Origin of the sequence: Leptonema illini DSM 21528 (assembly GCF_000243335.1) — a bacterium.
Taxonomy (GTDB): Bacteria; Spirochaetota; Leptospiria; order Leptospirales; family Leptonemataceae; genus Leptonema; species Leptonema illini.
In genome coordinates, this window is record NZ_JH597773.1 from 1,601,448 (window position 1) to 1,627,218 (window position 25,771).

The following is a 25,771-nucleotide window of genomic DNA, read 5'->3' on the forward strand; positions in this document are numbered from 1 at the left end:
ATTAAAGATTCTAAGAAAACGAAAAGGGTAGAGACATGGAAATGACAGTAACGCTCACAAAACACAGAGTTGGAACAGTAGAGGATTTTCCCGTCGAAGGCGGTGCCTGCGTTCGCGTAGACGGGCGTCAGATCGCCGTCTTTCATTTCACGTCGCGTCAGGAATGGTACGCCTGCGAGAACGCCTGTCCTCATTCGGGCAGCATGCTACTGGCTCGCGGCCTGATCGGCGACCAGAAGGGAGAGCCCAAAGTAACATGCCCCATGCATAAGAAATCGTTCTCGCTACAGAGCGGTCAATGCCTGAACGACGACGAATACTCCGTTCGCACGTATCCGGTGATCGTCGAAAACGGGAACGTTTATATAGAGCTCGCGTAATGAGCAGACGCTCTTGAAGAGAACAGAGACGAACAGAAAGTATGAAAAGGGTGCGAACAATGCCGAAGGTTTACATAGTGGGTGCCGGCCCGGGCGATCCCGAGCTTCTGACGCTAAAGGCCGTGCGAGTGCTTGAAGCGGCCGATGCCGTGCTCTATGACGATCTTGTCTCGCCTGCCGTGCTTGGCTTTGCCGTTCGCGCCGAGCGCATCCACGTCGGCAAGCGCGGATTCAGTCACAGTGAATCGCAGGAGAATATTCACACCCTCCTCAAACACACGGCATCAATCTATGAAACCGTCGTGCGTTTGAAGGGCGGCGATCCGGCGATTTTCAGTCGAATCGGCGAAGAGATTCGATTTCTGAGAAACGAAGCAATCCCCTTTGAGGTGATTCCCGGCATTACGGCCGCCTCGGCGATGTCGGCCAGTATGCAGCTGCCGTTAACCTGCCGGGGGATTTCGCGAAGCATCCTCTATCTGACAGGGCATAGTAAAGACGGAGTCCATCTTGAACCGCTGAAGACGATTTCATTGAGAGAGAAAACCGTTATCATCTATATGGGCCTGAATGCTTTGCCCGACATCGTGCAAACCCTTATAAACGCGGGCAATCCGCCGTCGACGCCCATCGCCGTTATTGAACAGATATCGTTACCAGGAGAGCGCAGACTCCAGGCCGATCTTACGTCGATCGAGGAACTCTGCCATCGAGAAAGAGCGACCTCGCCTGCTCTGCTCGTTATCGGCGATGTACTGCGCGAATTTCCCGAAGAGGCAGTCTCGAACTTCCAGCATTCCATTGAATATAAGACCGACAGTGAACGCCAGGCATCGGGTTTATTCTCACTGAAGGCAGCCCATCATGCATGAATCAAACCTCCATAAATCGGACTCCGATGCGATTGCAGAGGCCCTGCGCAGATTCGATGAGATCAACGCCGCCGATACAAATCGCATCATCATAGACGGCACAGAACATCCGACGGCGCTCTTTCACGCGAATCGATTGAGTTACTGGATCGGCAGGCTGAACCTGACTCCGTCGACGGCGTTAACACTCGCCGCCAGATGCCAGCATCTCAAGCGATATGAACATCCGCGAAGCGCTTACCCCGAAGGGCGTGAGGGTTATCTGAAGTGGCGCAAAGATCTGAGCAAGCTGCACGCCGCTCTGTCGGCTGAGATACTCACCGAATGCGGCGTAGACCCGCAGATCATCGACGAGGTAAAACGCATCAACCTCAAAGACGGCATGCGGTTTCATCCGGACGTGCAGACGATGGAAGACGCTCTCTGTCTGCTTACGCTCGAATATCAGATGGACGGGCTTATCGCCTCATCAAGCGAAGAGCAATTACTCGGTATCATCGAAAAGGTCTGGAAGAAAATGAGCGAGAGCGGGCGAACCCTCGCCGGCGAGATCAAACATAGCGCTGAAGTCAGACAGGCGCTGACGCTTCTGCTCGATAAAGACACGCAATCAAACTAAAGATAGTGCTCGAATAATACAGACAGGAGAAAACTCATGACCATCAAGCCAGGCTCAAAAGCCACACGCATCGATCTGTTCAGTATCAGCTCGCCTCAGATGCGGACCTTTCACTTCACATGGTTCGCTTTCTTTCTTTGTTTTTTCGGATGGTTCGGCATAGCGCCTCTTATGGTCTATGTCCGCGAAGAGCTGCATCTTACGAAAGAGCAGATCGGGAATATCATCATCGCCTCGGTAGCCATTACCGTTCTCGCTCGCCTCGTTATCGGCTGGCTCTGCGATAAGATCGGACCGCGTATCAGCTATTCCGCTCTACTGATTATCGGATCGTTACCCGTCATGGGCATCGGACTTGCGGATAGCTATATCTCGTTTCTGATTGCACGTCTTGCCATCGGCATCATCGGCGCCTCTTTCGTCATCACCCAGTATCATACCTCGGTGATGTTCGCTCCGAACGTCGTCGGCACGGCGAACGCTACGACCGCAGGCTGGGGTAATCTCGGCGGCGGCGTGACGCAGATGGTCATGCCCATACTTTTCGGTTTTTTTGCCGCCTTTGGGTTTACGACGGCGCTCTCCTGGAGATTCGCCATGATTGTGCCCGGCGCTGCCCTCTTTCTTATGGGCATCGCTTACTACTTCGGCACGCAGGATACTCCCGGCGGGAATTTCAGCGACATCAAAGAATCTCATCCGAAGTTCCACGGCGGAAAAAAGAACTCGCTGGCTAACTTCGCCTCGGCCATCGCCGATCCCCGCGTATGGATTCTCTTTGTCGCCTATGCTGCCTGCTTCGGTATCGAGCTTACGATTAACAACATCGCCGCCCTGTACTACGTGGATCGCTTTGAGCTGAGTCCGGCAACGGCTGGTCTTATTGCAGGACTTTTCGGCCTGATGAATATCTTCGCCCGCACTCTGGGCGGTGTTTTCGGTGATCGCTTCGGATCACGTATGGGCCTCCAGGGACGAGTCACATGGCTGGCTATCACGCTTGCGGGCCAGGGCCTGTTCCTTGTGCTCTTCTCGCAGATGAATGTGCTTATTCTCGCCATCGCCACGATGATCCTTTTCAGCCTCTTTGTTCAGATGGCCGAGGGAGCGACCTTTTCCGTGGTGCCGTTTGTTAACCGCCGGGCTGTCGGAGCTGTTTCGGGTGTAGTCGGTGCCGGAGGAAATGCCGGTGCTGTAGCCGCCGGTTTCCTCTTTCGCGGAGGCTACAGCTATCAGGAGGCTCTTTTGATGATCGGCATCGCCGTTGTCGCATCGGCGGCCGTAGCCCTGCTCGTTCGCTTTACTGTCGAAGAGAACTCCGCCGTTGAAGAAGAGCTCAATCTGCTGCTTCGAAACGAATCGGTTTGAGTTGAATGTCCGATATGACGCAAACGAAGCAAGTTCGCACTACATGCTCCTACTGTGGCGTAGGCTGCGGTATCGTCGTTGAGAAAAACGATACCGGGCTGACGCTCGAAGGGGACACGAACCATCCTGTGAATCAGGGACGACTCTGTTCGAAAGGCCGCAACCTGCATCATGTGGCGATGGATCACAGCGATCGTCTGCTTTATCCTGAGATGCGTCTTTCAAGACAGAGTCCGAGGATGCGGGTCGACTGGAACACGGCCATGCGGCGCGCTGCCGCCGTGTTTCATTCGGTCATCAGGCGCTACGGCCCCGACAGCGTCGGATTCTACGTTTCAGGACAGCTGTTAACCGAGGAATATTACATCGTTAACAAGCTTGTGAAAGGATTTCTTGGCACTTCAAACATCGATACAAACTCACGCCTCTGTATGTCGACGGCTGTGGTTGCCTACAAGAAAAGCCTTGGAGAGGATTCGGTTCCCGTATCATATGAAGATATCGATCTATGCGAGGTGTTCTTTATCGCCGGGGCGAATCCGGCATGGTGCCATCCCATCCTTTTTCAGAGGATTGAGGATCGCAAGGCAAGGCACCCTGAGACCCGCGTTATCGTCGTCGACCCACGCCGCACCGAAAGCTGCGAGCTCGCCGATCTGCATCTGCAGATCAGGCCGGGAACCGACGTGACGCTGTACAACGCCATAGCGCGCAGGCTCATCGAAACCGGGCAGATCGACATGCGCTTTATCGAGGCGCATACGGAGGGCTTTGACGCTCTTAAAGAAAAGGTGTTCGAGCGCACCGTCGATGAGGCCGCAGCGATATGCGGCGTGCGGTCCGAACACATTGAACTGGCCGCGGGCTGGATCGGCGAGACGCGATCGTTTCTGACGCTCTGGGCGATGGGACTCAATCAGAGCTCGATTGGAGTTAACAAGAATCTCGCCCTTATCAATCTGAATCTGATCACGGGGCATATCGGCCGACCGGGCTCAGGGCCGTTCTCGCTTACAGGACAGCCTAACGCAATGGGAGGCCGGGAGGTGGGCGGCCTGGCCACGATGCTTGCCGCGCACAGAGATCTCAGTCGTCCCGATCATCGCGCAGAGGTGGCCGCTCACTGGGGCGTGCCCGCCGAGCTTATACCGTCGAAGCCCGGACTCACCGCAGTCGAGATGTTTGAGGCCCTGCGCTCCGATAAGCTGAAGGCCATCTGGATCGTCTGCACGAACCCCTCCGTCAGCCTGCCCGATGCGACGATGGTCGACGAGGCGCTGGAGCGTGCACGGTTCGTCGTCGTACAGGATATCTCAAGTAAATCCGACACGTTGCAATATGCCGATCTGATTCTGCCCGCCGCCGGCTGGCTTGAAAAAGAGGGCACGATGACGAATTCCGATCGCCGCATCAGTTACCTGCCGCGCCTTCTCGATCCTCCTGGAGAGGCGTTACCCGACGCCGAGATCTTCGCACGCTTCGCTGAAGCGATGGGATACGGCGATCACTTCCCTTATTTTAGATCCGGACCATCGGCAGCATCAGAAGCAGGATCATCGGGAATACGATCAACAAATGCCGGTGCGGCTGACATCTATGACGAACACGCGATGCTCACCCGCGGCACCAATCTCGACATCTCGGGGCTGGATTATGATCGACTGAAGCACTCGACGATGCAGTGGCCCGTTCCCGATCGCGATCATCCCGGCACCAAACGCCTCTTCGCTGATGGACGTTTTTATACCGATTCCGGGCGGGCGAAGATCTTTCCCTGCGACGACGGGAATACAAGCGAAGCGACCGATCCCGACTATCCTCTGATACTGACGACAGGTCGGATTCGCGATCAATGGCATACGATGACGCGAACGGGTAAGGTGCGCAGGCTCAGCCAGCATATCGGTCGACCGATGATCGAGATCAACGAGGTCGACGCCATGCGCTCCGATATACGGGAGAACGATCTCGTACAGATAGACGGCAGGCGCGGATCGCTTCGCCTGAGAGCAAAGATCTCGGATTCCGTTCCGCCCGGCGTAATTTTCGCGCCCATGCACTGGGGAAAGATCGGACGCAGCGAAAAGGCCAGAGCGAATAACGTAACGAATCCTCTCTTTGACCCGGCGTCAAAAGAGCCCGATTTTAAATTCACGGCCGTGAACATTCGCAGGCATCGGCCGCTGCCGCGCAGAATCGTTATCGTTGGAGCAGGCACGGCGGCGCACGCCTTTTTAGAAGCTCACAGCGGAGAGAGTAACGATGATACGATCACCGTGCTTTCGCGAGAGCCCGATCCGTTCTACAATCGTATTCTTCTGCCCGACTTTATTCACGGGAATAAAAGTTTTGAGGAGCTGCGTTATGCGACCGATTCTTTCGCCCGTGTGAACGTTCTGTCGGGCGTTTCGGCTCAATCGATCGACAGGGCGAGCCGGATCGTAAGGACGGATGCCGGCGAAATCGCCTATGACGTGCTTGTTCTTGCCACCGGTAGCAGGCCCAGGCGACATCGCCTGATGGAGCCAGATGCGAAGCGCAGCGTCTTCACGCTACGAAACCGCATCGACGCCGAAAACATAAAAAGCCAGGCCGGCAATAATGTGCTCATTATCGGTGGCGGGCTTCTCGGTATCGAGCTTGCCGACGCCCTGATGCAGTCCGGAAGTTCGGTGACGATCGTACATCGCTCGGCGCGTCTGATGAGCCGTCAACTCGATGCGACGGCGGCCGACATGCTCTGCTCGGGACTGCTGCGGCGCGGCATGCAGATCATGCTTAACGATGAAGTGATCGGACTTTTCAAGCGGGACGAGATCTTCACCGCATATCTCGCAAGCGGTCGTCGGCTGGATTGCAGCTCGGTCGTGTATGCCCTCGGTACTCAGCCCGATATCGAACTTGCCCGGAGCGCCGGGTTACGCACAAACTTCGGTGTCGTCGTCGACGAGTACATGCAGACGAGCGATCCGAATGTCTATGCGATCGGCGAGGCGATGGAGTTTAACCGTAACACATACGGAACGGCGCTGGCAGCCGCCGACCACGCAAAAGTACTTGCCGGCGTGCTGGCCGGCGATCCGACCGTTCGGTATGGCGGATCGATCGATCTCAACATTCTCAAAGTGAAGGGACTGCCCTGCGTCAGCATGGGTCGGATTCATCCCGGTAAAGAAGACGAGGTTATCCTGCTTAACGATGAGGCGCAGGGCCTCTACAAGAAGTTCCTGATTAACAGGGACCGACTCGTCGGCTGTCTTCTATTCGGTGATACGTCCGATCTGTCGCGTATGAGAGACCTTTATGAAAGCCAGATCGAACTGGGAGAGGAACGCAAAACACTTATCGGCAACGCCGGACCGGCCCGTGAGGTGCGCGGCGCACTGGTCTGCTCCTGCAATCGAGTTGGCGCTGAGAATCTGCGCGAGGCGATCATCGAAGGCTCGATAACCGACCTCCAGGAGCTGTGCCGGATAACGGGAGCGGGAACGGGCTGCGGCAGCTGTAGATCCGAGGTGCAGCGATTGCTCAATAAGGAGATCAAAGAACCGGCGGTGGTGTCATGACGATCGAGATTCGCTTCAAAAGGCACGGTAAGTGGATTCAGATGCAGCCGCCCGGAGGCATGCTTACGCCCGATACGCTGGGTGAGATCGCCATGATAGGCAACAGGTTTGCAGCGCGATCCGTTCATCCGGGAGCCTTTCAGGATCTATGGCTGTCCTTCGCGAAACATTCACGGGCAAAAGAAGCGGCAGCGCATCTTGAGCAAAACGAACGCTTTCGAAAATCGAACGGCGACGACCTCTTTATCTGTTCTGCATCATCGGTCGAGTACGAGAAGACGACGCCGTGGGCCACGGAAAGCGTCTATCTTGATCTGATTGACGCATGCATACCGGTCGAACGTCGCATCTCGCTTTCCATCGGCGATCCACTTCAATCTCTGACTCCGCTCTACTCCTGCGATGTTAACCTGCTTGCCTCGCCCATACAGCATCACTGGCATCTCATTATGCTGAATCAGGAAAAACGAACCATTCAGGCGCCGTTCTTGATTCCTACGTTTCAGATTCCGGCCATCTTAAAGCGACTGAGCGATCACGGAACGTTCAGCGTCGACGTCTTTGAGGCCTTACAGAGAAGTTATCCGGATTCTCTTCTGTATGGAACCGAATCCAGCATTGCGGCGTCACCCGAGCGAATCGCCCCGTACGAAGGCTTCTGTGCCTCTGAAAATCCCGAAAGGCAATGCCTCGGTATATTGCGAATCGAGTCAGGCTTTCGACCGATCTTCCTCGATGAGCTCGCCTACTTTTCACGTAAACATCATGTGGGCCGCATCTTTCTCACCTCGCTTCATTCTCTCTTTGTGAAGAATATCACGACTGAGGCCGTCGACGACTGGAAGAATCTGCTCGGTCGTCATGGGTTAAACCTGCGCCATGACGACGTCAGCCTGAACTGGCAGGTGGAGCACGGATATGAAAGGATACGTTCGCGCATCATAAAAATGCTGCGAGCGTCTGAGGCGGCCGGAGGTCTGAGCATTGCCGTCGGCCAGACGGCGTTGTCGCAGGATCGAGCGATTGCCATAGTTCCTGCCCGTTCGTTTCTCTTTCAGAAGGCCTACAGGGTGTATCATCGTCACGACTTCCAGAGGCATCGCACCGCATGGCATGGGACCGGCGAACGTATGACGGCGACACAGGTCGGCCACTATATCAAAGATCTCTATCAGATCTACTGCAACCTGTTTACGAGGCCTTCACTCAGCACAGCGGCCATTCCAAGTGCAAGACAGGAGCCCATCATTCTCTCTTCTGTCTCAATCGACCTCAGAGAGGCATACGCCTGCGTCGAATGCATGACCATCTACGAACCGGAGCGTGGCGATCCGCGGCAAGATATTCCGCCTCATACGGCCTTCGAACGATTACCCGAAGACTATGAATGCTCTGTGTGCGGGTCGACTCGCTTTGAGAAGATGGAAGCAGGCAATAGCGTCACTGGCCAGGCAACACCGGAATCGCCCGCCCTCACTGCCGGCTTCGGCTGAGCGAGAAGGCCGACGGAAGAGCTCCGAACTGCTCTTCAAGACGCAGACGCATATTTTCTGAGGCAAGCGGAAAGTCGGCCAGGTTCTGCAACACCTCTTTCGCACGAGAAGATGTTAACGCAGTGACGTGCATCCGATAGGACATATAGATGTGATTCTGGAAAATGCCGCAATGCCACGGCGACTTTTCTGAAAGCAGATGCTCGTACAGAGGTTCGAGATTCTCACGCGGCAGCTCGCAGATCGGCGCCGTCGCCGTCAGGTAATAAGTTTCGGTTACGAAGATGCGGATCAGCGTCTCGCCGCGATAGTATTCCCAGAATTCGAAGCCGCCTCGCGTCAGGACGGGATCAACGCCCGACTCCTGAAGCGATTGTTCCACGGACGAAGCAAGAAAGGTTAACGGTACCTCTTCAAACCACGTCTTATCGAGCGCATTGCCGCAATGCGGACAGTACTCCGTCTTCTCGAATATCAGCTTACCGCAGCCTGTGCATTTGATGGCAAAACGTCGATCGGGGTTGTGCTTGAGATCCTCAAGCGTATCACGGAGCGTCTGAACGGGAATCGCGAATCCTACGTTATCGGCCTCGGTGAATTTCGCCACCGTAACGCCGACGACCTCGCCCAGCTCGTTTACGAGCGGTCCGCCGCTATTACCGGGGTTAACGGCGGCGTCCGTCTGTATCAAAAACTGCCCGTCAAGAAACTGGCGAGCCGACGAGACGATGCCTTCGGTGACCGTAAACGGCATGCCGAATGGATAACCCAGCACATAGACGACGTCATGCGCCTGCACCGCTTTGCCGTTGCTCAGTTTGGCCGACGCTCCACGCCAGCCGTTCTCGGGCGACAGAAAGGCCAGATCGGCCTGCGGATCGGTTAATATGACCTGAGCCGGGTGTCGATTGCGGTCCCTGCCCTCAAGGCAGACACGACGGCTTCCGGCCACGACATGGTGATTCGTAACGATCACGTCATGCTCAGAAAGATAAAAGCCCGATCCCGTTCCCTGCGACGTATAGATCTTGAAGACGGAATCCTCGATGGAACGCTGCAACATCATTCGTTTCGAGCCTCCTGCACGGTAAGCGTTCCCGGAGGCTCGGAGCCCGAGCCGATCTCTTCAAGCTCAAGGATCTTCTGCAATTGCAGACGCAACACGGTCGCCGCCTCTTTCCAGGAAAGGCCCGACGCCTTCTCAAGGCCTTCTTCCAGAAGAGGGATGGCCGGCGCCGGAGGATCGCTTTCATAAAGCAGATGATAAAAGACTCCGCCCTGGGCCAGAGCGGCGCCTATAAAATCGGCGTTACCCAGCGACGTTCGCGCCATCTTCTGGGTCTCTTCGAGTCGCTGCTGCAGATTGTTCAGGGTTAACAGATTTCTGTACGGAATAAAGATACCGGGCTGATAGACGCATTCGGTGAACTCTTCGACCGATAGTCCGCTTAACTGATCAAAGACGTCGCGCACGAGCCCGAGGGCGACCGACGGCAGAAGGTCTTCGTTCATACGCTCGATGGCATCTTCTATTTCGGCGCGGATGCGACCCTGCGGCGCCACGGCATAATCGATCTTTTTCAGGAATAAGCCGGCGAACTGCATGGCGTAGCCGAACATACGCTTGCGTTCGTAAAAACGCACGTATTGCAACGCCTCTTCGACGATGCCGTTGAAGACCTGTCGCACGCGACCGAGCTCGTCGGCCTGGGGAAAACGAGCACGCACGGGCATGATGCGCTCCGATCCGAGCCGGCGTATAAACTCGTCGTCGTAACCGTCGCCGTTAATACAGATCTCTTTCAAAACGGCATAGATCTTCGAAGGCTCACATTCTTCAAGAGAGCAGGAATAGGTGAACTCCAGCTCCTCTCCCGTCAACTGAAGCCTGGCAAGCATAAGAGTCGAGAAGTTAAGCTCAAGCGTCTGGCGCAGAGACGGAGCGCGGGCGGTTTTCGGCAGACGCACGAAAGGCGCCCTCACCTCAAAACCTTGTTCATCCCACTGGACGAAGACGGTAAGCGAGCCGTGCGGCACGATCATGCCTTCAGGGCCTTTAAATTTTTTCAGAAGATCGGTATCGATATAATCGAAAAGAGCTTCAAGAGTTTCCGTATAACGTGCGCTATCGTATAACGCCTCGACCTGATCCCACTGCTCGGGCGGTTTAAAGCGATTGCGCACGGCCGGATAAAACGGTCGATGATACGAAGGAAAGCGATGCGGCGAGAATTCGGCGGCATCCGACCCGTCCGTGGCTGAACGAATATCAGAGGTCAAGATTGCAGAACCTCGTTATAGATCTCAAGGTTGCGACGTCCCGTTTCGCGATAATCGAATCTTTTCACGGCCTCTCTGTTATAGGCTCCCCATTGCTTCCATTCCTCGGGATGCCTGAGCGCCCTCTCGATGTTATCGGCAAGAGCAGATGCGTTCTGCGCCGGCGAAAGAAGGCCGCCTTTTTCTGGAACGATCATTTCGGGCAGGCCTCCGCCGTCGGTTGTGATGACGGGAAGCCCTGCCGACATGGCATCAAGCACGATCGTGCCCAGGCCCTCTTCTTTTGAAGACATCACAAAGATATTAAAGAGCGACAGGAATACGGGAACATCGTTTCGAAAACCGGTAAAGATCACCTTTTCCCGAAGACCGAGGCGATCACGCAGTGCAGTTAACTCTTCGCGCAGCTCGCCTTCACCGACGATAAACAGCAGAAAAGACGGCACGTCTCTTTCGAGAAGAAGGGATAGAGCCTGAAGCAGCGTGCGCTGATCCTTATGATCGACAAGGGCGGCGACGTTCCCCAGGATAACGGTGCCGGCGGGAATCTTGAATTCTTCGCGCAGCGGCGAGGCGTCGGGCAGATTTTTCAGGCGTTCGGTATCGATACCCGAATAGGCGACGCGAATACGGTCTTCGGCGATGCCGTCTTCGACAAGGATGCGGCGCACGTTTTCAGATATGGCGACGTAGCGGTGCACAAGAGGCGATTCGTATTTCATGCGCGACAGCATGCCCGGCCTCGCGCGAAAATCCACCCGGCGGCTGACGATGAAACGCACGCCTTCGCGCTCCAGGCCGCCCAGCTTCATCGCAAGCAGTCCGATGCTGTGCGCCTTCGCCGTATGAGCATGAACCACGCGAATACGCTCTTTACGCACCAGTGTGATAATACGAAAAACCGAGAGAAGATCGAGCTCCGAGGTCATGCCCGCACCGACGAAGGCAATGCCTTCGGCCTTGCATCGCTTCTGCATCTCGGAGTTGCGACGGCCGGCGACGATCTGACGAACGCCGGCGTCTCGAAGAAAGCGGGCGAGATACAGTACCTGCTGCTCTCCGCCTCTCCAGGTCTTCGCCGTATTGAGATGCAGTACGGATAGGTCGCTTTGAAAAGAGGCGGTCAATGTCAGCCTCTCAGAATCTCCATCGCTTTGCCGTTCAGGTCTTTCTCCATGCGCGCTCCTTTGACCTGCACGATCTCAGAGGCGACATAGTTGCCGAGGCGCGCAGCGGCCTGCGACGAATAACCATGCGAAAGCCCGTAGAGGACTCCGGCGGCGAAGTTATCACCGGCGCCGTTTGTATCGATGGCCTCGACCGGATAACCCGGAACGGAATAGACGTTACCGTCTTCTACGACGTAGGCGCCGTGCTTACCGGCCGTTACAAAGAACTTCGGCTTCAGGTTTTTTAAGTAGTCCAGAGTGCGTTGCAGATCGGGAATCTCAGTGAAGGATTTCGCCTCTTCTTCGTTCATAAAGACGACGTCGCAGAGATCGCGCACCATGCCGTGCAGATCGGCTCTATACCTGTTTACAAGAAAGGGATCGCTGAAAGTAAACGAGGCCTTTGTTCCAAGGCGGCGGGCCTCCTGCAGAGTCTTGATGCAGGCCCTGCGCGGATCTTCGGCATCCCACAGATAGCCTTCGACATAGACGAAGCGGCTGGAGGCGATGCGCTCGACGTCGATATCTCTTTCGGTCAGCTGCACCGAAACGCCAAGGTGCGTGTACATGGTGCGCTCAGCATCGGGCGTCGTCATAACGACGCAGGTTCCCGTAGCGCCGGCCGTTTCAGGCTCCGGATGAATGTCAAAGCGGATGCCTGCCTTCAGAAGATCCATGCGATAGAATTCGCCGTTTGGGTCGCTTGCGACCTTACCCGTATAGAATCCCGTTCCACCACAGCGGGCGACACCGATCATCGTATTGGCCGCCGATCCGCCTGATTTCAGCTCCAGGCTGTGTTTGCCAAGGGCCTGAAGAATCGTCGCCTGTTTTTCGGAATCGGCCAGCGTCATCGCCGCCTTGTTGAGATTGTGCTCTCTGATAAAATCGTCCTCTACAAAGACGACGGTATCAACGAGGGCGTTTCCTACTCCGAAAACGTCATGGCTTCGACTCTGACTCATAGGGGCAGCTTCTTGAGGCAAAGGGAGAGGGCAAGAAAATTGAATTGGACCGGTCAGAGCCTCTGTCAAAATTGTTTCTGTGGAGCTTCTGCCCCGGCGTCCGGATCGCCTCTTTCCCGTTCTGTTGCGATGGATGGCTATCGGAATGCTGTCTCTGCTTGCCCATCGCCTGGTCTTCCTGTTTATGTACGTATTTCAGGCGGTCCGACTTGAGCCAGAGCTCCAGGACGGTGCCGTTGCGTCCGTGCTTAAAGCCCTTTTTGTAGGCCTGCGCTTCGACCTGGCGACGCTGACGATCTGGATCGGGCCTTTTGCTCTGCTTCTCTCGCTTACGGCGGCGCTGTATGCCCTTCCCGCCGCCAGGCTGCGATACAGGCTGCTGAACAGCCTTTTCTTTCACGCACAGTGGATCTGGCTGCTCTGGCTGCACCTTGTCTCTGTGGCAAGCACCTATAATTTCAGTGTGAACGGCAAGCATCTCGGATGGGAGTTTGCCGCCTACTTTCGGGATCTTCCTGTGCTGCTTGCAGGCAGCTTTGTGAAAGATCCTGTTCCGACGACCATGCTGGCCCTCTTTATTCCCGTATGGGTGGGCGCCGGTTTTTTCGTCGACCGACGGCTGAGTGTACATGCGGGCGCAGCGGACGGCCATCCCAATCCGGGCAGAAAGGCCTTGCTAACCGCTCTTCTCAGTCCGCTGGTCGTGCTGATTGCCGCCGTCGTGCTTTTTCGGGGGGGATTACAGCAGAATCCGCTTCGCCCTGGCGATGCGATGAGCGAATCATCGCCCTTTCTCAACAATCTGAAGATCACCGGCACCTACCTGATCGTGCACGATCTGTCGGATCGCGGCGACTTCAAGACCTTTTATCCGCCCGAAGAAAACACCGCCTTTGTGCAGCGTATGCTAAATGACGGGCGACCATTTGTTGATCCCCAGTATCCGCTCTTGCGGCGCATGGAGGCGCGACGACGCATGCCGGGTCGCTTTGCTACGATAGCAGGGCCAGGCCTGCCCGGAAGGCCGGACCGGCAGCCGAACTTTGTCGTGCTTCTCATGGAATCGTGGTCGGCAAAGTTCCTCGAATCACACGGCTATTCGGCTGAGGTTGCTCCGAATTTTAACAGACTCGCCCATCAGGGTGTGCTTTTCGAGAACTTTTACGCCTCGGGCGGACGCAGCGCCAACGGCCTCTTTTCTATTCTGACAGGCATCCCCGATCGTGCCGGGCGCACCATCCTGCGATCGTCGCGCATCTTCAACCGCTTCGGTTCTCTGCCGCTTCTTCTAAAAAAGAAGGGCTATCAGACGCTTTTTGTGCATGGCGGCGATCTGCATTTCGATAACCTCGATACGGGATTGCCGCATCTGGGCTTCGATCACCTGGCCGGCATGAAAGAGATGGAGGATTCAGGCCTGTATTCCCGTCGCTGGACGATGGGCTTTCACGACGAAGACATGTATGATATGCTTCTTCGCAAAACCGATGAGCTCTATGCCGGCGCCCCCGAGCGCCCCTTCTTCGCCATGGCCTTTACGTCGAACAATCATCATCCGTTTGGCCTGCCCGACCCGTCTTTTGCCATCTTTCCGGAATCTGATCCTGAAGCGGCGTTCAAGAACTCATACCATTACTCGGATTATGCTCTCGGGAAATTGATTGACATAATAAGAACGAAGCCCTATTTTCAGAACACCATCATCTTGATAGTCGCCGATCACAGCCATCACGCCAATCTGGACTACTTGCAGGACAGGGAGATACCGCTTCTCGTCTATGCGCCGTCCTTTTTCCAGCCCGAGCGCCGCACCGACATCGCCGGGCAGCTCGACCTGCTGCCGACACTGCTCTCGCTTTCCGGAGGCGACTCGCCCTACGCGGCGATGGGCCGCGATCTCACCGTGCCCGCAGAGAGGCCGTTTGCGTTTTTTGCAGGCGGCTCGAATACCGACATCATCGGCATGATGCGCGACGGCTTCATCTACTATCATTATCTGCGCTCTTCACAGTCCATACTGCTGAAGGGAACGCATCCCGTCGACATGCGAGATATGCAAGCCGAGCAGCCACAGCTCGCCGTGGAGCTCGATGCGATGACAAAGCACTACTATCAGTTTGCCCGAAGCCTCGAAAAGGAGAACCGTATCTGGCCTGAATCGATCTCAGAATAAGGCCCTTTGCGGGCTTTTATCTGCATGATGCCTTAGCTCATGCAGATTCGAGGTTTTCGGGCAGATGGAGAGAGACCGAACGGAGAACCGAGCGGATTTTGAAAAGGAAGGCAAAACGATGAACGGAAAAGGCATTGCAGAGGCGTATCGCGAATTTCAGCAGGATCGCAGCCAGGAAACCGAAGAGTTCCTGACCCACGAGATCTATCGCAGTGTGATGGCCTGGCTTCAGAACGGCCATCCCGAAGAGCGCTTCCTGAACGAATTGATGGAGATCTCGGCATCGTACGAGGAACCGTCGTTTCGCGGAGGCAATCTTCTCGAATTAAGCCTGTGGGAGCTCATGGAAGTCGTGCATGCCTTCAACGGCATTCCCGAAGATCGTGAGCACATTCAGTATTTTCTCACACAGGCCCGTCTTCCCTTGCTGGCGCGCATCGATGAAGATACCTACAGGGTGCTCAGCCAGCTTGAATTCCACGAAGTCGATTTCTTCATCTACGAGACGATCGGCGGCGAATTTCCGCATGATTCGGCGCAGGCCTTCTTGAAAAACGGAGAGAATCCCGACATCTGGCTGTCCATACGCTATCTGGATGATCTTGAAGACGATTCCGTCGTCATCGAGATTATCGAGTCGATGATCGATCATCTGCGTATCGTTCCCGAGAAGTACATGATTCTCGCCTATCTCATCTATCGCTTTCCCGAGCGCATCGAGGCGATGATTCGCGGCGAGGATGACGGCCTGCGACTGTCCGATGATACGCCGATCGAGCTGGCTCAATCCATCTACGATACGTCGCGCGATTTCGTCGCCACAGGCATCCTCACGCTTGATTATCGCGAGAAGATGATTCCCGGGCGTCAGGCCGAGACGATGTTCGCCCTGCTCTCGCTGTTCGAGATCACGCAATGCGAGCTCAACCCGGCCTGGATGGACGTCATGGAACAGTCGATGGCAAACCTGTGGACGTATCGTCTTCAGGGAATGCGCCGCATTCAACGCCATCAGCCCCTGCCGGAGTTTGTGGCCAGCATCCTTTCCGTTCTCACGCCCGAAGAAGAGGAGCGCCTGCTTGTTTATTCGCGCGTGCTCGCCCTTTTCTTCGAGAATCTGCATCGTTATACGAGAAACACGTTCGAAGAGCTGCTCGACGTCCTTTCACACAGACAGGATCTCTTCTTTGACGAACTCGAGCTGCAGCTTTCGCTTGAGAATGAAGGCGATTCCATGCCGCTTCGCTCCCGTCGACTCGCCCTCTGCGCACGCAGTCTGGGCAAGCAGATCGTCGAGCGAGACGGACGCTACTATCTCGTCGAGGGACAGAATCTCTGATGGAGCCGGGCTGGTTTCAGGTAACGCTGAAGCTCTTTCTGTGGCATGAGGGCCGATATCTGGCCCTTCGTGATTCGCACAGCGGCTTCGGCGACCTGCCCGGCGGCCGTATCGGCCGTGACGAATCGGTTAACCTTCCTGCTGCACTCGAACGTGAAGTCGTCGAAGAGCTCGGCGGAGCGGTGCAGGTTGAGTTTCACCCCGAGCCGATCACGCTCTTTTCGCACTATGTTCTGAAAGATAGCGCTCCGGCCTTTGCCTTCGTTTTCGAGGGCAGATTGAAATCGGGCCAGCTGCAGCTGTCAGACGAACACACCGATCTCTTCTGGATGAAGGCAAGTGATGACCCTTCGACGCTTTTCGTCGGCACGATGCTGGACGGAGTGCAGAAGTATCTGGCCACCAATCCTCTGTCACGAATCAATGAAAACAGGTGAAAAGATGAGCGAACGACTTATAGCGCTTTCTCGATTTTTCGTGAACTACAGGCCCGCTTCTTTCTCTATTCGCAAGCTTTTCATCGCCGGATTGATGCTCGCCCTGTTCACGACCTGTCGCACGTCTGAAGAGGCGCAGGCCGCACCCGATGCCTGCTACCGACTCACGCCCGGCTGGCAGAAAGATCTGAAAATCGACGACGTCGCCGTCGATCTTTTCGTGCCGCAGGCGACCGAACAGAGCTGTCAGCGTATGCTGCTTGTGCTGCCTGGCTGGAAGTTCCCCCGACAGGACTGGATTCGCAAGTCACCGCTTGAGGCGATCGCTCAAAAAGAACAGATGATCCTTGTCCTGCCCGAGATGCATACGACGATCTATGAAACGAGTTATTATCCTGAAACCGTCATGAAATGGAACGCCGTTCCGGGCGGAGCCTTTCTCAGAGATCGCCTGATTCCCGAGATGCAGCGGCGCTTCGGATTATTCAAGAAAGGCCATGGCAACTACCTGCTTGGCCTGTCGACGGGCGGCCGCGGCGTCGTCATGCTGCATCTGCAGAATCCAGGACTTTTTACGGCAGGAGCCGCCCTTTCAGGCGATTTCGACCAGACCTTACAGCCCAACGATAACCTGATGCGCAACGTTTACGGACCGTACGAACGATTTCGCGATCGCTGGCAGGGCGAGAATAACCCTGTAAGCGTCATCGACAGATCGCCCGAACGCTGGACGATGCCGCTCTATCTCTCGCATGGTCAGGCCGACCGCGTCGTTCCGATAGCGCATTCAGAATGGCTGCATAAGATGATCATCAAAAAAAAGGGAAAGGACTTTCCCGTCGTATATAAGGCCGTTCCAGGCGCCGCGCACGATTATCGTTTCTGGGGCGGTGAGCTTCCCGCCGTCTTCGCCTTTTTTAAAGATCCGACGGCAAAGAACAATCCGACTTCGGCCAGGGAGCCGTTTGCGGATAACCAGCCGGCGGCTAACTGAGAGCCCGCGCATCATTCCTGTAGTTCGATGAACTGTCCACTCTGTAACGGTGACGGTATTCCGGTGAACGGCCCGGATAGTCGCCGTTTTTACAGATGCCGGCGCTGTGCTCTGATCTACGTCGATTCCGCCGATTATCTTACCGAAGCTAAAGAGCGCGAGTTCTACGGAACACATCAAAACGACATCAACGATGAAGGCTACCGACGATTTCTGTCACAGATCGTCGCTGCCTTGAGGCCGTATCTGCGTTCGGGTATGAGAGGCCTTGATTACGGCTGTGGACCGGTGAAGATGATCGAGACCCTGCTTGCAGAAGAGGGTTATGCATGCACGTCCTTTGATCCCTTTTTTCATCCGACCGAATTGCAGGGGCCTTACGACTTCGTAATCGCAACCGAAGTCGTGGAGCATTTCAGGAATACGGCCCTTGAATGGCAGACGATGATCGAGCTGGTCCGCCCAGGTGGACTGCTTGCCGTAATGACGGAATTACAACCCGAAGATCGAGCATTCAGCGGATGGCGGTATGCGCGGGATCCAACGCATACTTCGTTCTATTGCAATGAGACTATTGAATTTCTTGCTGCATCCTTCGATCTCGTCATCCTTTTTAGCGACGGAAAAAGGCGCCTTGTCTTTCAAAGGCGCCTCGGATCCGTTCAACAAGTTTAGTCGATCAGTTTCCCGCTCTTACACAGCGGACTCTGTTATTCAGGCGCAGGATATCGCCCTGTGGGCCATGATAGTAAAAGAGTCCCTGCCCGAGATTCGCCGACGAGGCCCCTTCTTCGGTGGCTATGTTCGTTTTATCGTTGCTGCGCTGTGCTCCCGCTCCATGAACATCAAGCATGGAACCGGTCATATAGCCGAGTGCCCGACCGAAAGATAAATAAGTGGCATTGGTAGCGCTCTGTGCATCATTATCGTTATCCACATGCGTGGTTGATGCCCAGTAATAGCCCCAATCGGTGCAACCATTCTCATTTGTGAACGAGGTCGCCGAAAATTTTGCATCCAGTGCAGCGCCTGACGTCGTATCGGGTGAGCGCGAATAGTCGACGATACTCTGCAGCTCCTTCACATTCGGCAATCGCCAGTCAGTCTCCCCGGCAAGCGACAGATTCTCACAATAATCGACCGCATCCTGCCAGTTCGTCGACGAGGCGTCTGCCTGCTGCCACACAAGTCCCGTCGCGTCATCCGTTACAGTGGCGCCACTATCCGTTACGGAAAAATTGTTTTTGCCGTAGTCGGATTCGCCGCGTACACAGCGTACATAGTATTTGCTCTTCGTAGCCGGATATCCCTTAATACGCCCATCGACGAAGTTCACGCCAAACATCGTCTTATCGCCATTCATCGTCGTCGATACATAGATCGTGGACGTTGCATATTGGGCATCGATGATGCGGTCACCGGCATCTTGATCTCCGAACACGCGATCGAAGGCCGTCGTATCGATAAATGGCGTCAGGCCTGATGTGTCGGTGCCGAGGTAGGTGCTCGCATCCTTTCCGCTGAACTGAATCAGCGAATAGAGCGTCTTGATATCGGGCAGGCGCCAGTCGCTATGACCGCCCAGGGTCAGATTTTCGCAGTATGTGACCGCATCGCTCTGAAATCTTTTGTCAGAGGAGTTAACGAATGTATCATTATTGATGTCCGTACTCCTGGTCCACATAAGCCCTGTTACATTGTCTGTAACCGTTCCGTTTCCGTTATTCGTATAAGACGGCTGGTTGCCGCTGTAAGAACCGTCATAACCGAGACCGCTACAGCTTACCGTAGCGCTTGTGGTGGAATCGTAGCAGAGCGTCTGTTTAGTATCGACAACCTTATATTTACCTGTTGCGGTCGTCGTCGGTACATCCGTCGCCGAATTCGCTACGCCTGTAGAGCAGCCGGCTGAACCGCCCGTTGCAAGCAGAGCCAGAGCGGCTGAATTATCGTCGCTGCTCTTGCCGCACCCATGTAGCAGAGCCGCCAGAAGCAGGAATGAAATCGCTTTCATCATGGTTTCGTTTCTCCTGGCATCAGAATAGCCCCTGTCCTATTGCGAATCGACCGGGCCAAGCGGTTCGCACCCTTTTTTCGGGGAAAAAGTGCGAGTCTCAGATTGGAATGGATGTTAAAAAGCTTGCTGCATTCTGCTCGATCTCTGATGGTCACTTATGCTGATCCCGGCAATCTCAATTGGAGTAGGATTTTTCTCAATGCTGTTCGTTCTGACCGCTGGCAGAGGCACGCTTGCCGGTCGTCTGCTTGTGGCCCTCATCCTCGTGCTCACGCTGCCCCATCTCGTCCATATCATCGAACCCGTACCTCAAAGCTGGCCTCGTCTGCTGCATAGCTTTATGGGAAGCCATGCCTTTCTGCTCGGTCCGATGCTCTATCTTTTTGTGATGGAGAAGGTCGATCCGACGCGAAAGCTGCGAACCATCGACGGGGTGCATTTCCTGCCCTTTCTGCTTTCTGTCCTTTCTTTCTTCGTCTTCAAGCCAGCTCCGGGAAGTCCGCCCATCGCACTTGCTGGCATCCTCTTTCTCAGCGTCGCCGGATACACGGTTGCATCGATTTACCGTATTTCGGATTCTCTGCCCGATCCGCTTTATAACTACGGCATAAGGGTTCCCGTGCGGGGACATATACTCCAATGGACGGTGGGGATGACAGGGTTCCTCTGGACGGCCCAGGTTATCATTCATAAGTGGCTTCCCCACAGAGAAGGGGCGTTCTTCAGAGGGCTGATCATTATTGCGTATACCGTGTGCATCTGCTACATCGCTATACTGTTTCTGCTTTCTGTACAGCGACCCGATTCGGAGCCGTCTGGCGAGTCGAGGCCGAAGGGCAGGTACGAGAGATCGGGCCTGAAAGAGGATCAGAGCGCCGACCTGATGCGAAAGATCGAACGTCTGATGCGGGAAGAAAAGCCTTTTCTTGATCCGAATTTCTCACCGGCCGACCTATCTGTGTCGTTACAGATCCCGATCTATCAGATCAGTCAGGTCATCAATCAGGAGACGGGAGCGAACTTCTATACCTTCGCAAACAGATACAGGATCGAGCATGTCGTTGAGAGGCTGAGACAGACCGAAGAATCGGTTAACCTTCTTCACCTTGCCCTGAATGCGGGATTCAATTCAAAGTCGACGTTCAACAGCGCGTTCAAAAAGGCGACGGGTATGACGCCCTCGGAATACTATCGATCTATGAAAGACGAGAAATCGCTGATGCCTGAAGGCGCCTGAAAATTCCTGAACGAATCAGATCCTCTGCCTTATATATTCTACGATGGCTCTGTTATGTTCTTTCACGGAATCCGGAACGTCCCAGGTCCACTCGAATCCGTCCTGCACCCAGGAGCGAACGTTCATCTCTCGTTTTGAGAAGGGCGGAAACCGTTCGTTCTGGAATCCCGGAACATCGACCCAGTATCCGCTGAACATCAGGGCCGCCGTTGCAGGATCATAAAGCGGCGTCGCCTCGGGATGCGGATCGCTCTGCAAGAGGTCAAGTCGGAGCGGACGCAGATCATACGAGGCGAATTGCCCGGACTTCATACCCGGCGGCAAGATGACCTGATGTTCGTTCATATCAGATTCGCCAAGATCGGGAAAGAGCAGATTACGAAATATGTGGCCTGCGATCTCGGTGAGCACGGAGATGTGAAAGGTTCCGGCCGACGGGTAGAGCGCATGCGATCCCTCGGCCACGGCCACAACGGGATGACCGTTCACGAGAGGCGTATGCTCATGATCAAATCGTACAGTCGTTCGTCCCTGCGTCCAGCCGAGCAGCTTTTCAAGATAGAAGATGGGCTGGTTCTCAAGATGCGCTCCGAGAGTCAGCTTTACCGGCACGTCGCCTTCAAACATGACCGTAAGGCTTTCGCGATCAAAGATATGCGGACCGACATTCAGAAGCTTCGCAATGCCCGTCTTTGGATCAAAGGCATAGAACGTATGATAGTTAATGTACGACCGCTCAGCTTCGTCCTCCATATACGAATAATAGACGACACAATCTCGATAGCTTCCCTTCTGTCTGTAAAACGAGGAGTCGGCCAGGCCAAAACCTGACTGATCGAGCAGGTAATCGGCGTGGCCGTTTGTGCGCAGAAATAGATCAAGCTGATCAAAGGGAATGCTTCTTTTGCCAAGCACCGTTTCTACGTCGATGCCCGTGCCCTCGCCATCGGGCGGTGTGATCACAAGATCACGCAGCGAAACAGGAAAGAATTCTTCTTCAGGCGAGAACAGCAGAACGGGAGCGTATTTTTTCGCAAGTCGATCCACCTCTTCGGGACTGCGTCGCAAAGAGTGCTGTATGCAGACCAGCTGCGTCCAGAATGACGAGGCCTGTCCGTCACGCTCAGCGAACAACGTCAGCGTGTACACGCCGCCTCTCAGTCCGGCCAGATCGAAGCTCGCCCGAAAACCAACGATGGGCTGTATCAGCTCTATTCCATTACCCGCACTGTTGCCGTCGAGTCGGGCTGTTAACACCGATGAATCGAGCGACAGCTGTCTCAGAAATTCATCCGGGAATTCGCTCGCCCACTTTAAAAAGATGGATAACGATTTTTCGTCATGATTCACGATCAGGAATTGTTCGATCATACCTTTACTCCAGAAGAAGCCGCTTCCACTCGTCCATATTGTCCATCGCATGCCTGTAACCGATCTCGATAAGATCCGGAGCGGCCTTCCAGTTCAGAAGACTGAACTCGTGTACGGGAAGCGTCGTCCAGACCGTCGCCGAGGCACGGGCTACCTGATCATGGCTCTCGCCTCCGAGCATGGCAGACCGCAACAGGATCTGTGCCAGTCCAGGGAAATAGGTGCGGCGGCTTCGCGGAAGCATGCGATTCCAGAGCATTCGAAGAACGGGCGGCGCCTCGCCCGGGCTACGCTGAAGAGCGGCCAGGACGGCATCATTCACGGTGACGTCATTCTCGCCGACATGCACGGCAAGTACACGGCCGGCGCCTCGCTCTTTCATCACATCGGCGGGCACGTTGTTCATAATGCCGCCATCGACAAGCAGATGCCCGCTGTGCAATAGAGGAGGAGCGATGCCCGGCAGTGACGAGCTTGCTCGCGTCGCCTTCCACAGACGGCCTCTATCGATTGCAAGAGCCTTTCGATCGGTGAGATCGGCGGCCATAGCAAAAAAAGGAACGGGCAACTCTTCGATAAACTGCTCGCCAAACGCCTCACGTAACGCATTCGAATACTGTCGTCCGCGTATCATGCTCACAAAGGGAAACGTATAATCGCGCAGAGGATTTCGTTCGACGATCAATAATCCGATCATACGCACCACTTCATCGGGCGGCAGTTGCATGGCCATCAGGCCTCCGATAATCGAGCCCATGCTCGTCCCGCCGATGCTATCAAGCGGAATGCCCGCTTCAAGCAGAGCTCGATAGACGCCGGCGTGCGCAAGGCCGCGAGCGCCTCCGCCGCCTAACACTACGCCGACGGAACGGCCGGTCAGATGACGTCCAAGTCTCGCAAAATCCGGTACATGATGTCGTCGAACATGATGATGCCGCACGGAGCGCATAGAGAGAAAATTTGATGCCGGCGTCCGCGCCCCCGCTCCGTCGTGAAGAATTACAAGCTCCTGATGATCGGCAAGAGGGTCATCCGAAACGTCGGCCCGATGCAGCCTCTTGATTTCGACCGGACTTAATGACGGACCACCCGAGGCCGAGGCCAGTAAAATGATAGAATCGGCATGGCGCAGGCAGCGACGGGTCCAGGCCGTATCTGTATATTCGGCGGCAAAGATCGTATAATCGTATTCCTGCTCGAGCACGGCAAGGCGGCGGCTGAACTCCACATCATCCAGCGATCCCTCGCGCTCCGCACGGGCAGGAACGTCATGGACGCTGACCAGCAGAGTTTTACCGCCTAACGCCTCTCGCAAAAGACTACCGAATTCGAGCGGATCGACGTCCTGATGGATCGGTAGAAGGCAGAAGTTCCGCGGATGCGAGCCATGCGTCGTATGACCGTTGATCCGTTGAGCGAGGATGCGCGTGATGGGAAATAAAAGCGTAGGTTCTTTTCTGATAATTCTTTCAAAGGATTTGCCCGACAGACGTATGAGCTCGCAGTCCCGTACGGCAAAAACGGTGGCTGTGCGCGTTTCACCCGTTAATACAGAAAGCTCGCCAAAGACGTCCCCCGGATGAAAAAAGCCGCTGCGTAGAATACGCCCGTCAGCGTCACGATGGATCCATCGCAAACGTCCGTTAAGAACCACGTAGAGACCGTCGCCGGCATCGCCCTGACGTAAGACCTCTTCATGGTCAGGGATGCTCATCCATTGCATCATAGGCTCAAGGCGGCGAAGAACGGTGGCAGGCAGGCTCGAAAACAGATCAAGCCTTTTCAAGAACTGAAGCAAATCCTTTTCGACGGGGCGGAACAGTCTTTTCTTCGACGAACGCAGCCGTCGCCCGATGACGTCGGCTACGGCTCGAAGCTGCTGTGGATAACGATGCATCAGATCTTCGAAAAGATCGCGGCTGATGCGAATGAGCTCGGAATTCGTTACCGCTCGCACCGTCGCCTGACGGCGGTCATCGGTTAACAGAGCCGCTTCGCCGAAGTATTCGCCGGCGTTGACCTCGCCGATTACCGTTCCGGCCTGTTCAGCTCGCAGGCGGCCGCTGACGACGACATACAGGTCGCTCCCGGATTCCCCTTCTTTCAATACGATTCGGCCGGGCTTGAGTTCGAGCGGCTCAGCCTGGCGCAGTAGATCTTTGATCGTCTCGACGGGCACGGCTTGAAAGAGCTCGGTATTCTGTAAGAATTGAACGAGCGAGATTCCCCGCCGCCGCAGACTTTTTAGATCCATCGTTCACAATCCAGAACGATGAGATCCGGCGTCAAGACCAGAACGCGAAAATGCGAAATCGACCGGCGAGGCTACGCCTTTAGAAGCCAGCGGCTCCTATCCATTTCGCAAGAGCTGAACGGCAAGGCCGCCGTTTGAGAAGCCGAGGCGCTTCTGCCAGGCCATGGCCGTCGCCCTCTGCCACCGCGGATCGCTGCTTAACCAGGCGATTGTCAGGTCGGGGCGGCTTCTGGCCAGGCCGCCAAGCGCGGCATATAGATTTCGCAGATCTTCGCCGATGCGCTGCCCGTAAGGCGGATTACACAGAACAAACGAATCGGGCAGATACGATACATCAGAAAACGAACACTGCTGCCATTCTATAGTGAGGCCCGCACGCCGCGCGTTCTCTTGGGCGGCCTGAATCGCTCCTGCGTCGCGATCCGAGCCGAAGAATAGAGGCTGCGACTCGGCACGTATCTGCCCTTTCCAGTGTTCGCGCAGCTCTGTAACAAGCTCGACATACTTCGAAGCGTCCGGCCATGACTGAAAGGCGTAGGTTCTCTCCGTAACAAGGCCGGGCACGATGCGTTTTGCGATCAGGGCGGCCTCGATCAGAATCGTACCCGATCCGCAAAACGGATCATACAGAGGCGGACGGTTCCGCGCCCATCCGGAGGCAAGAACCATGGCAGCTGCAAGGTTTTCGCGCAGCGGCGCCTTCGCCGTCTGCAGGCGATACCCGCGACGGTGAAGATGGTCGCCCGACGTATCGATGCTGATCGTGCATCGATTCTTCACGATACGCACGTATATTCGCTGCGACGACTCCCCCTCTTCGCCCGGTCTCACGGCGCAATCCTCGTTAAGCCAGTGCAGAAGACGCTCCTGCACGGCCTTCTCGTGATAGAGGCGAGAGCTTTCACATGTTACCCTGACATCGATCGGAACGGAGGGCGTCAGGAAACGTCCCCACTTAATGCGACGGCATTGCTTCTCGAAGCCGTCAAATCCCGCTACAGGAAAAAGCGCGATCCTCTGTAAGATGCGCGACGCCGTGCGCAGGCAGAGGTTAGCCTGAACAACGTCGCGGTCCGTTCCTGAAAAGGCAAGGCCGCCCACCTCGGGAACGCCCTGAATGCGCAACAGTCGCAGCTCGTTCTGCGCCAGCGTTTCAAGCCCCGGATTGCAGATGCAGAAATAATGATTCAGGTCTTTCATCTTCTTTTTTACCGATTGTTCGGCCGCCACAGGAAGC

Annotated in this window: 20 protein-coding genes; 12 read left to right on the forward strand and 8 right to left on the reverse strand. The window is 55.4% G+C overall.

What is annotated here, in order from left to right:
* The first annotated feature begins 35 nt into the window (after positions 1-35).
* Genes nirD through LEPIL_RS23895 form a run of 6 tightly spaced genes read left to right on the forward strand, consistent with a single transcriptional unit; the run spans position 36 to position 8,298 of the window.
* Positions 36-380, forward strand: a complete 345-nt coding sequence (nirD, locus tag LEPIL_RS07330; RefSeq protein WP_002771396.1) for a nitrite reductase small subunit NirD — start codon at positions 36-38, stop codon at positions 378-380.
* Between the two features lie 59 nt (positions 381-439).
* Positions 440-1,252, forward strand: a complete 813-nt coding sequence (cobA, locus tag LEPIL_RS07335) for a uroporphyrinogen-III C-methyltransferase (RefSeq protein WP_002771398.1) — start codon at positions 440-442, stop codon at positions 1,250-1,252.
* Positions 1,245-1,871, forward strand: coding sequence for a DUF4202 domain-containing protein (locus LEPIL_RS07340; protein ID WP_002771400.1), 627 nt, complete (start codon positions 1,245-1,247; stop codon positions 1,869-1,871). The genes cobA and LEPIL_RS07340 overlap by 8 nt, the downstream gene beginning before the upstream one ends.
* A 36-nt stretch (positions 1,872-1,907) precedes the next feature.
* Positions 1,908-3,239, forward strand: a complete 1,332-nt coding sequence (locus LEPIL_RS07345) for a NarK family nitrate/nitrite MFS transporter (RefSeq protein ID WP_002771401.1) — start codon at positions 1,908-1,910, stop codon at positions 3,237-3,239.
* Between the two features lie 14 nt (positions 3,240-3,253).
* Positions 3,254-6,805, forward strand: coding sequence for a nitrate reductase (locus tag LEPIL_RS07350; RefSeq protein WP_002771402.1), 3,552 nt, complete (start codon positions 3,254-3,256; stop codon positions 6,803-6,805).
* On the forward strand, positions 6,802-8,298 hold the full coding sequence (locus LEPIL_RS23895) for a rubredoxin (protein ID WP_002771404.1): 1,497 nt from the start codon (positions 6,802-6,804) through the stop codon (positions 8,296-8,298). Before LEPIL_RS07350 ends, LEPIL_RS23895 begins: the two co-directional genes overlap by 4 nt.
* Here the strand turns inward: LEPIL_RS23895 and LEPIL_RS07360 are convergent.
* From LEPIL_RS07360 to LEPIL_RS07375, 4 genes are read right to left on the reverse strand one after another with little or no spacing between them, the layout of a single operon-like run.
* Entirely contained in the window at positions 8,279-9,364 is a 1,086-nt protein-coding gene (locus tag LEPIL_RS07360) for a trypsin-like peptidase domain-containing protein (protein WP_002771414.1), read from the reverse strand. The genes LEPIL_RS23895 and LEPIL_RS07360 overlap by 20 nt on opposite strands.
* Entirely contained in the window at positions 9,361-10,578 is a 1,218-nt protein-coding gene (locus LEPIL_RS07365) for a type III secretion system chaperone family protein (RefSeq protein WP_002771416.1), read from the reverse strand. Before LEPIL_RS07365 ends, LEPIL_RS07360 begins: the two co-directional genes overlap by 4 nt.
* On the reverse strand, positions 10,575-11,705 hold the full coding sequence (locus LEPIL_RS07370) for a glycosyltransferase (RefSeq protein WP_002771418.1): 1,131 nt from the start codon (positions 11,703-11,705) through the stop codon (positions 10,575-10,577). The genes LEPIL_RS07365 and LEPIL_RS07370 overlap by 4 nt, the downstream gene beginning before the upstream one ends.
* Before the next feature lie 2 nt (positions 11,706-11,707).
* Positions 11,708-12,712 (reverse strand): adenosine kinase, encoded by a 1,005-nt coding sequence (locus LEPIL_RS07375; protein ID WP_002771420.1) that lies wholly within the window; start codon positions 12,710-12,712, stop codon positions 11,708-11,710.
* 79 nt (positions 12,713-12,791) lie between these two features.
* On the opposite strand from LEPIL_RS07375, the gene LEPIL_RS07380 reads away from it, so the two are divergent.
* The 5 genes from LEPIL_RS07380 to LEPIL_RS07400 all read left to right on the forward strand — a co-directional run bounded on the left by LEPIL_RS07380 (position 12,792) and on the right by LEPIL_RS07400 (position 18,330).
* Positions 12,792-14,885, forward strand: a complete 2,094-nt coding sequence (locus LEPIL_RS07380; protein WP_002771422.1) for an LTA synthase family protein — start codon at positions 12,792-12,794, stop codon at positions 14,883-14,885.
* A 118-nt stretch (positions 14,886-15,003) separates the two neighbouring features.
* Positions 15,004-16,224, forward strand: a complete 1,221-nt coding sequence (locus LEPIL_RS07385) for a hypothetical protein (protein WP_143464620.1) — start codon at positions 15,004-15,006, stop codon at positions 16,222-16,224.
* Positions 16,224-16,661: an NUDIX domain-containing protein gene (locus LEPIL_RS07390; RefSeq protein WP_002771425.1), complete on the forward strand. Its 438-nt coding sequence runs from the start codon at positions 16,224-16,226 to the stop codon at positions 16,659-16,661. The genes LEPIL_RS07385 and LEPIL_RS07390 overlap by 1 nt, the downstream gene beginning before the upstream one ends.
* A gap of 4 nt (positions 16,662-16,665) precedes the next feature.
* Positions 16,666-17,655 (forward strand): alpha/beta hydrolase-fold protein, encoded by a 990-nt coding sequence (locus tag LEPIL_RS07395; RefSeq protein ID WP_002771426.1) that lies wholly within the window; start codon positions 16,666-16,668, stop codon positions 17,653-17,655.
* A 27-nt stretch (positions 17,656-17,682) separates the two neighbouring features.
* Positions 17,683-18,330: a class I SAM-dependent methyltransferase gene (locus tag LEPIL_RS07400; RefSeq protein ID WP_002771427.1), complete on the forward strand. Its 648-nt coding sequence runs from the start codon at positions 17,683-17,685 to the stop codon at positions 18,328-18,330.
* 4 nt (positions 18,331-18,334) lie between these two features.
* Here the strand turns inward: LEPIL_RS07400 and LEPIL_RS07405 are convergent, their stop codons facing one another.
* Positions 18,335-19,672: an Lcl C-terminal domain-containing protein gene (locus LEPIL_RS07405; protein WP_002771428.1), complete on the reverse strand. Its 1,338-nt coding sequence runs from the start codon at positions 19,670-19,672 to the stop codon at positions 18,335-18,337.
* 199 nt (positions 19,673-19,871) lie between these two features.
* On the opposite strand from LEPIL_RS07405, the gene LEPIL_RS07410 reads away from it, so the two are divergent.
* Positions 19,872-20,909: a helix-turn-helix domain-containing protein gene (locus LEPIL_RS07410; RefSeq protein ID WP_002771429.1), complete on the forward strand. Its 1,038-nt coding sequence runs from the start codon at positions 19,872-19,874 to the stop codon at positions 20,907-20,909.
* A gap of 15 nt (positions 20,910-20,924) precedes the next feature.
* On the opposite strand, the gene LEPIL_RS07415 is transcribed toward LEPIL_RS07410, so the two are convergent.
* The 3 genes from LEPIL_RS07415 to LEPIL_RS07425 all read right to left on the reverse strand — a co-directional run bounded on the left by LEPIL_RS07415 (position 20,925) and on the right by LEPIL_RS07425 (position 25,764).
* Positions 20,925-22,280 carry a hypothetical protein gene (locus LEPIL_RS07415; RefSeq protein WP_002771430.1) on the reverse strand — a complete coding sequence of 452 codons (1,356 nt, stop codon included), beginning with the start codon at positions 22,278-22,280 and terminating at the stop codon, positions 20,925-20,927.
* Positions 22,281-22,284: 4 nt separating this feature from the next.
* Positions 22,285-24,534: a cyclic nucleotide-binding domain-containing protein gene (locus LEPIL_RS24035; RefSeq protein ID WP_002771432.1), complete on the reverse strand. Its 2,250-nt coding sequence runs from the start codon at positions 24,532-24,534 to the stop codon at positions 22,285-22,287.
* Positions 24,535-24,630: 96 nt separating this feature from the next.
* On the reverse strand, positions 24,631-25,764 hold the full coding sequence (locus LEPIL_RS07425; protein ID WP_143464619.1) for a THUMP domain-containing class I SAM-dependent RNA methyltransferase: 1,134 nt from the start codon (positions 25,762-25,764) through the stop codon (positions 24,631-24,633).
* Positions 25,765-25,771 lie beyond the last annotated feature (7 nt).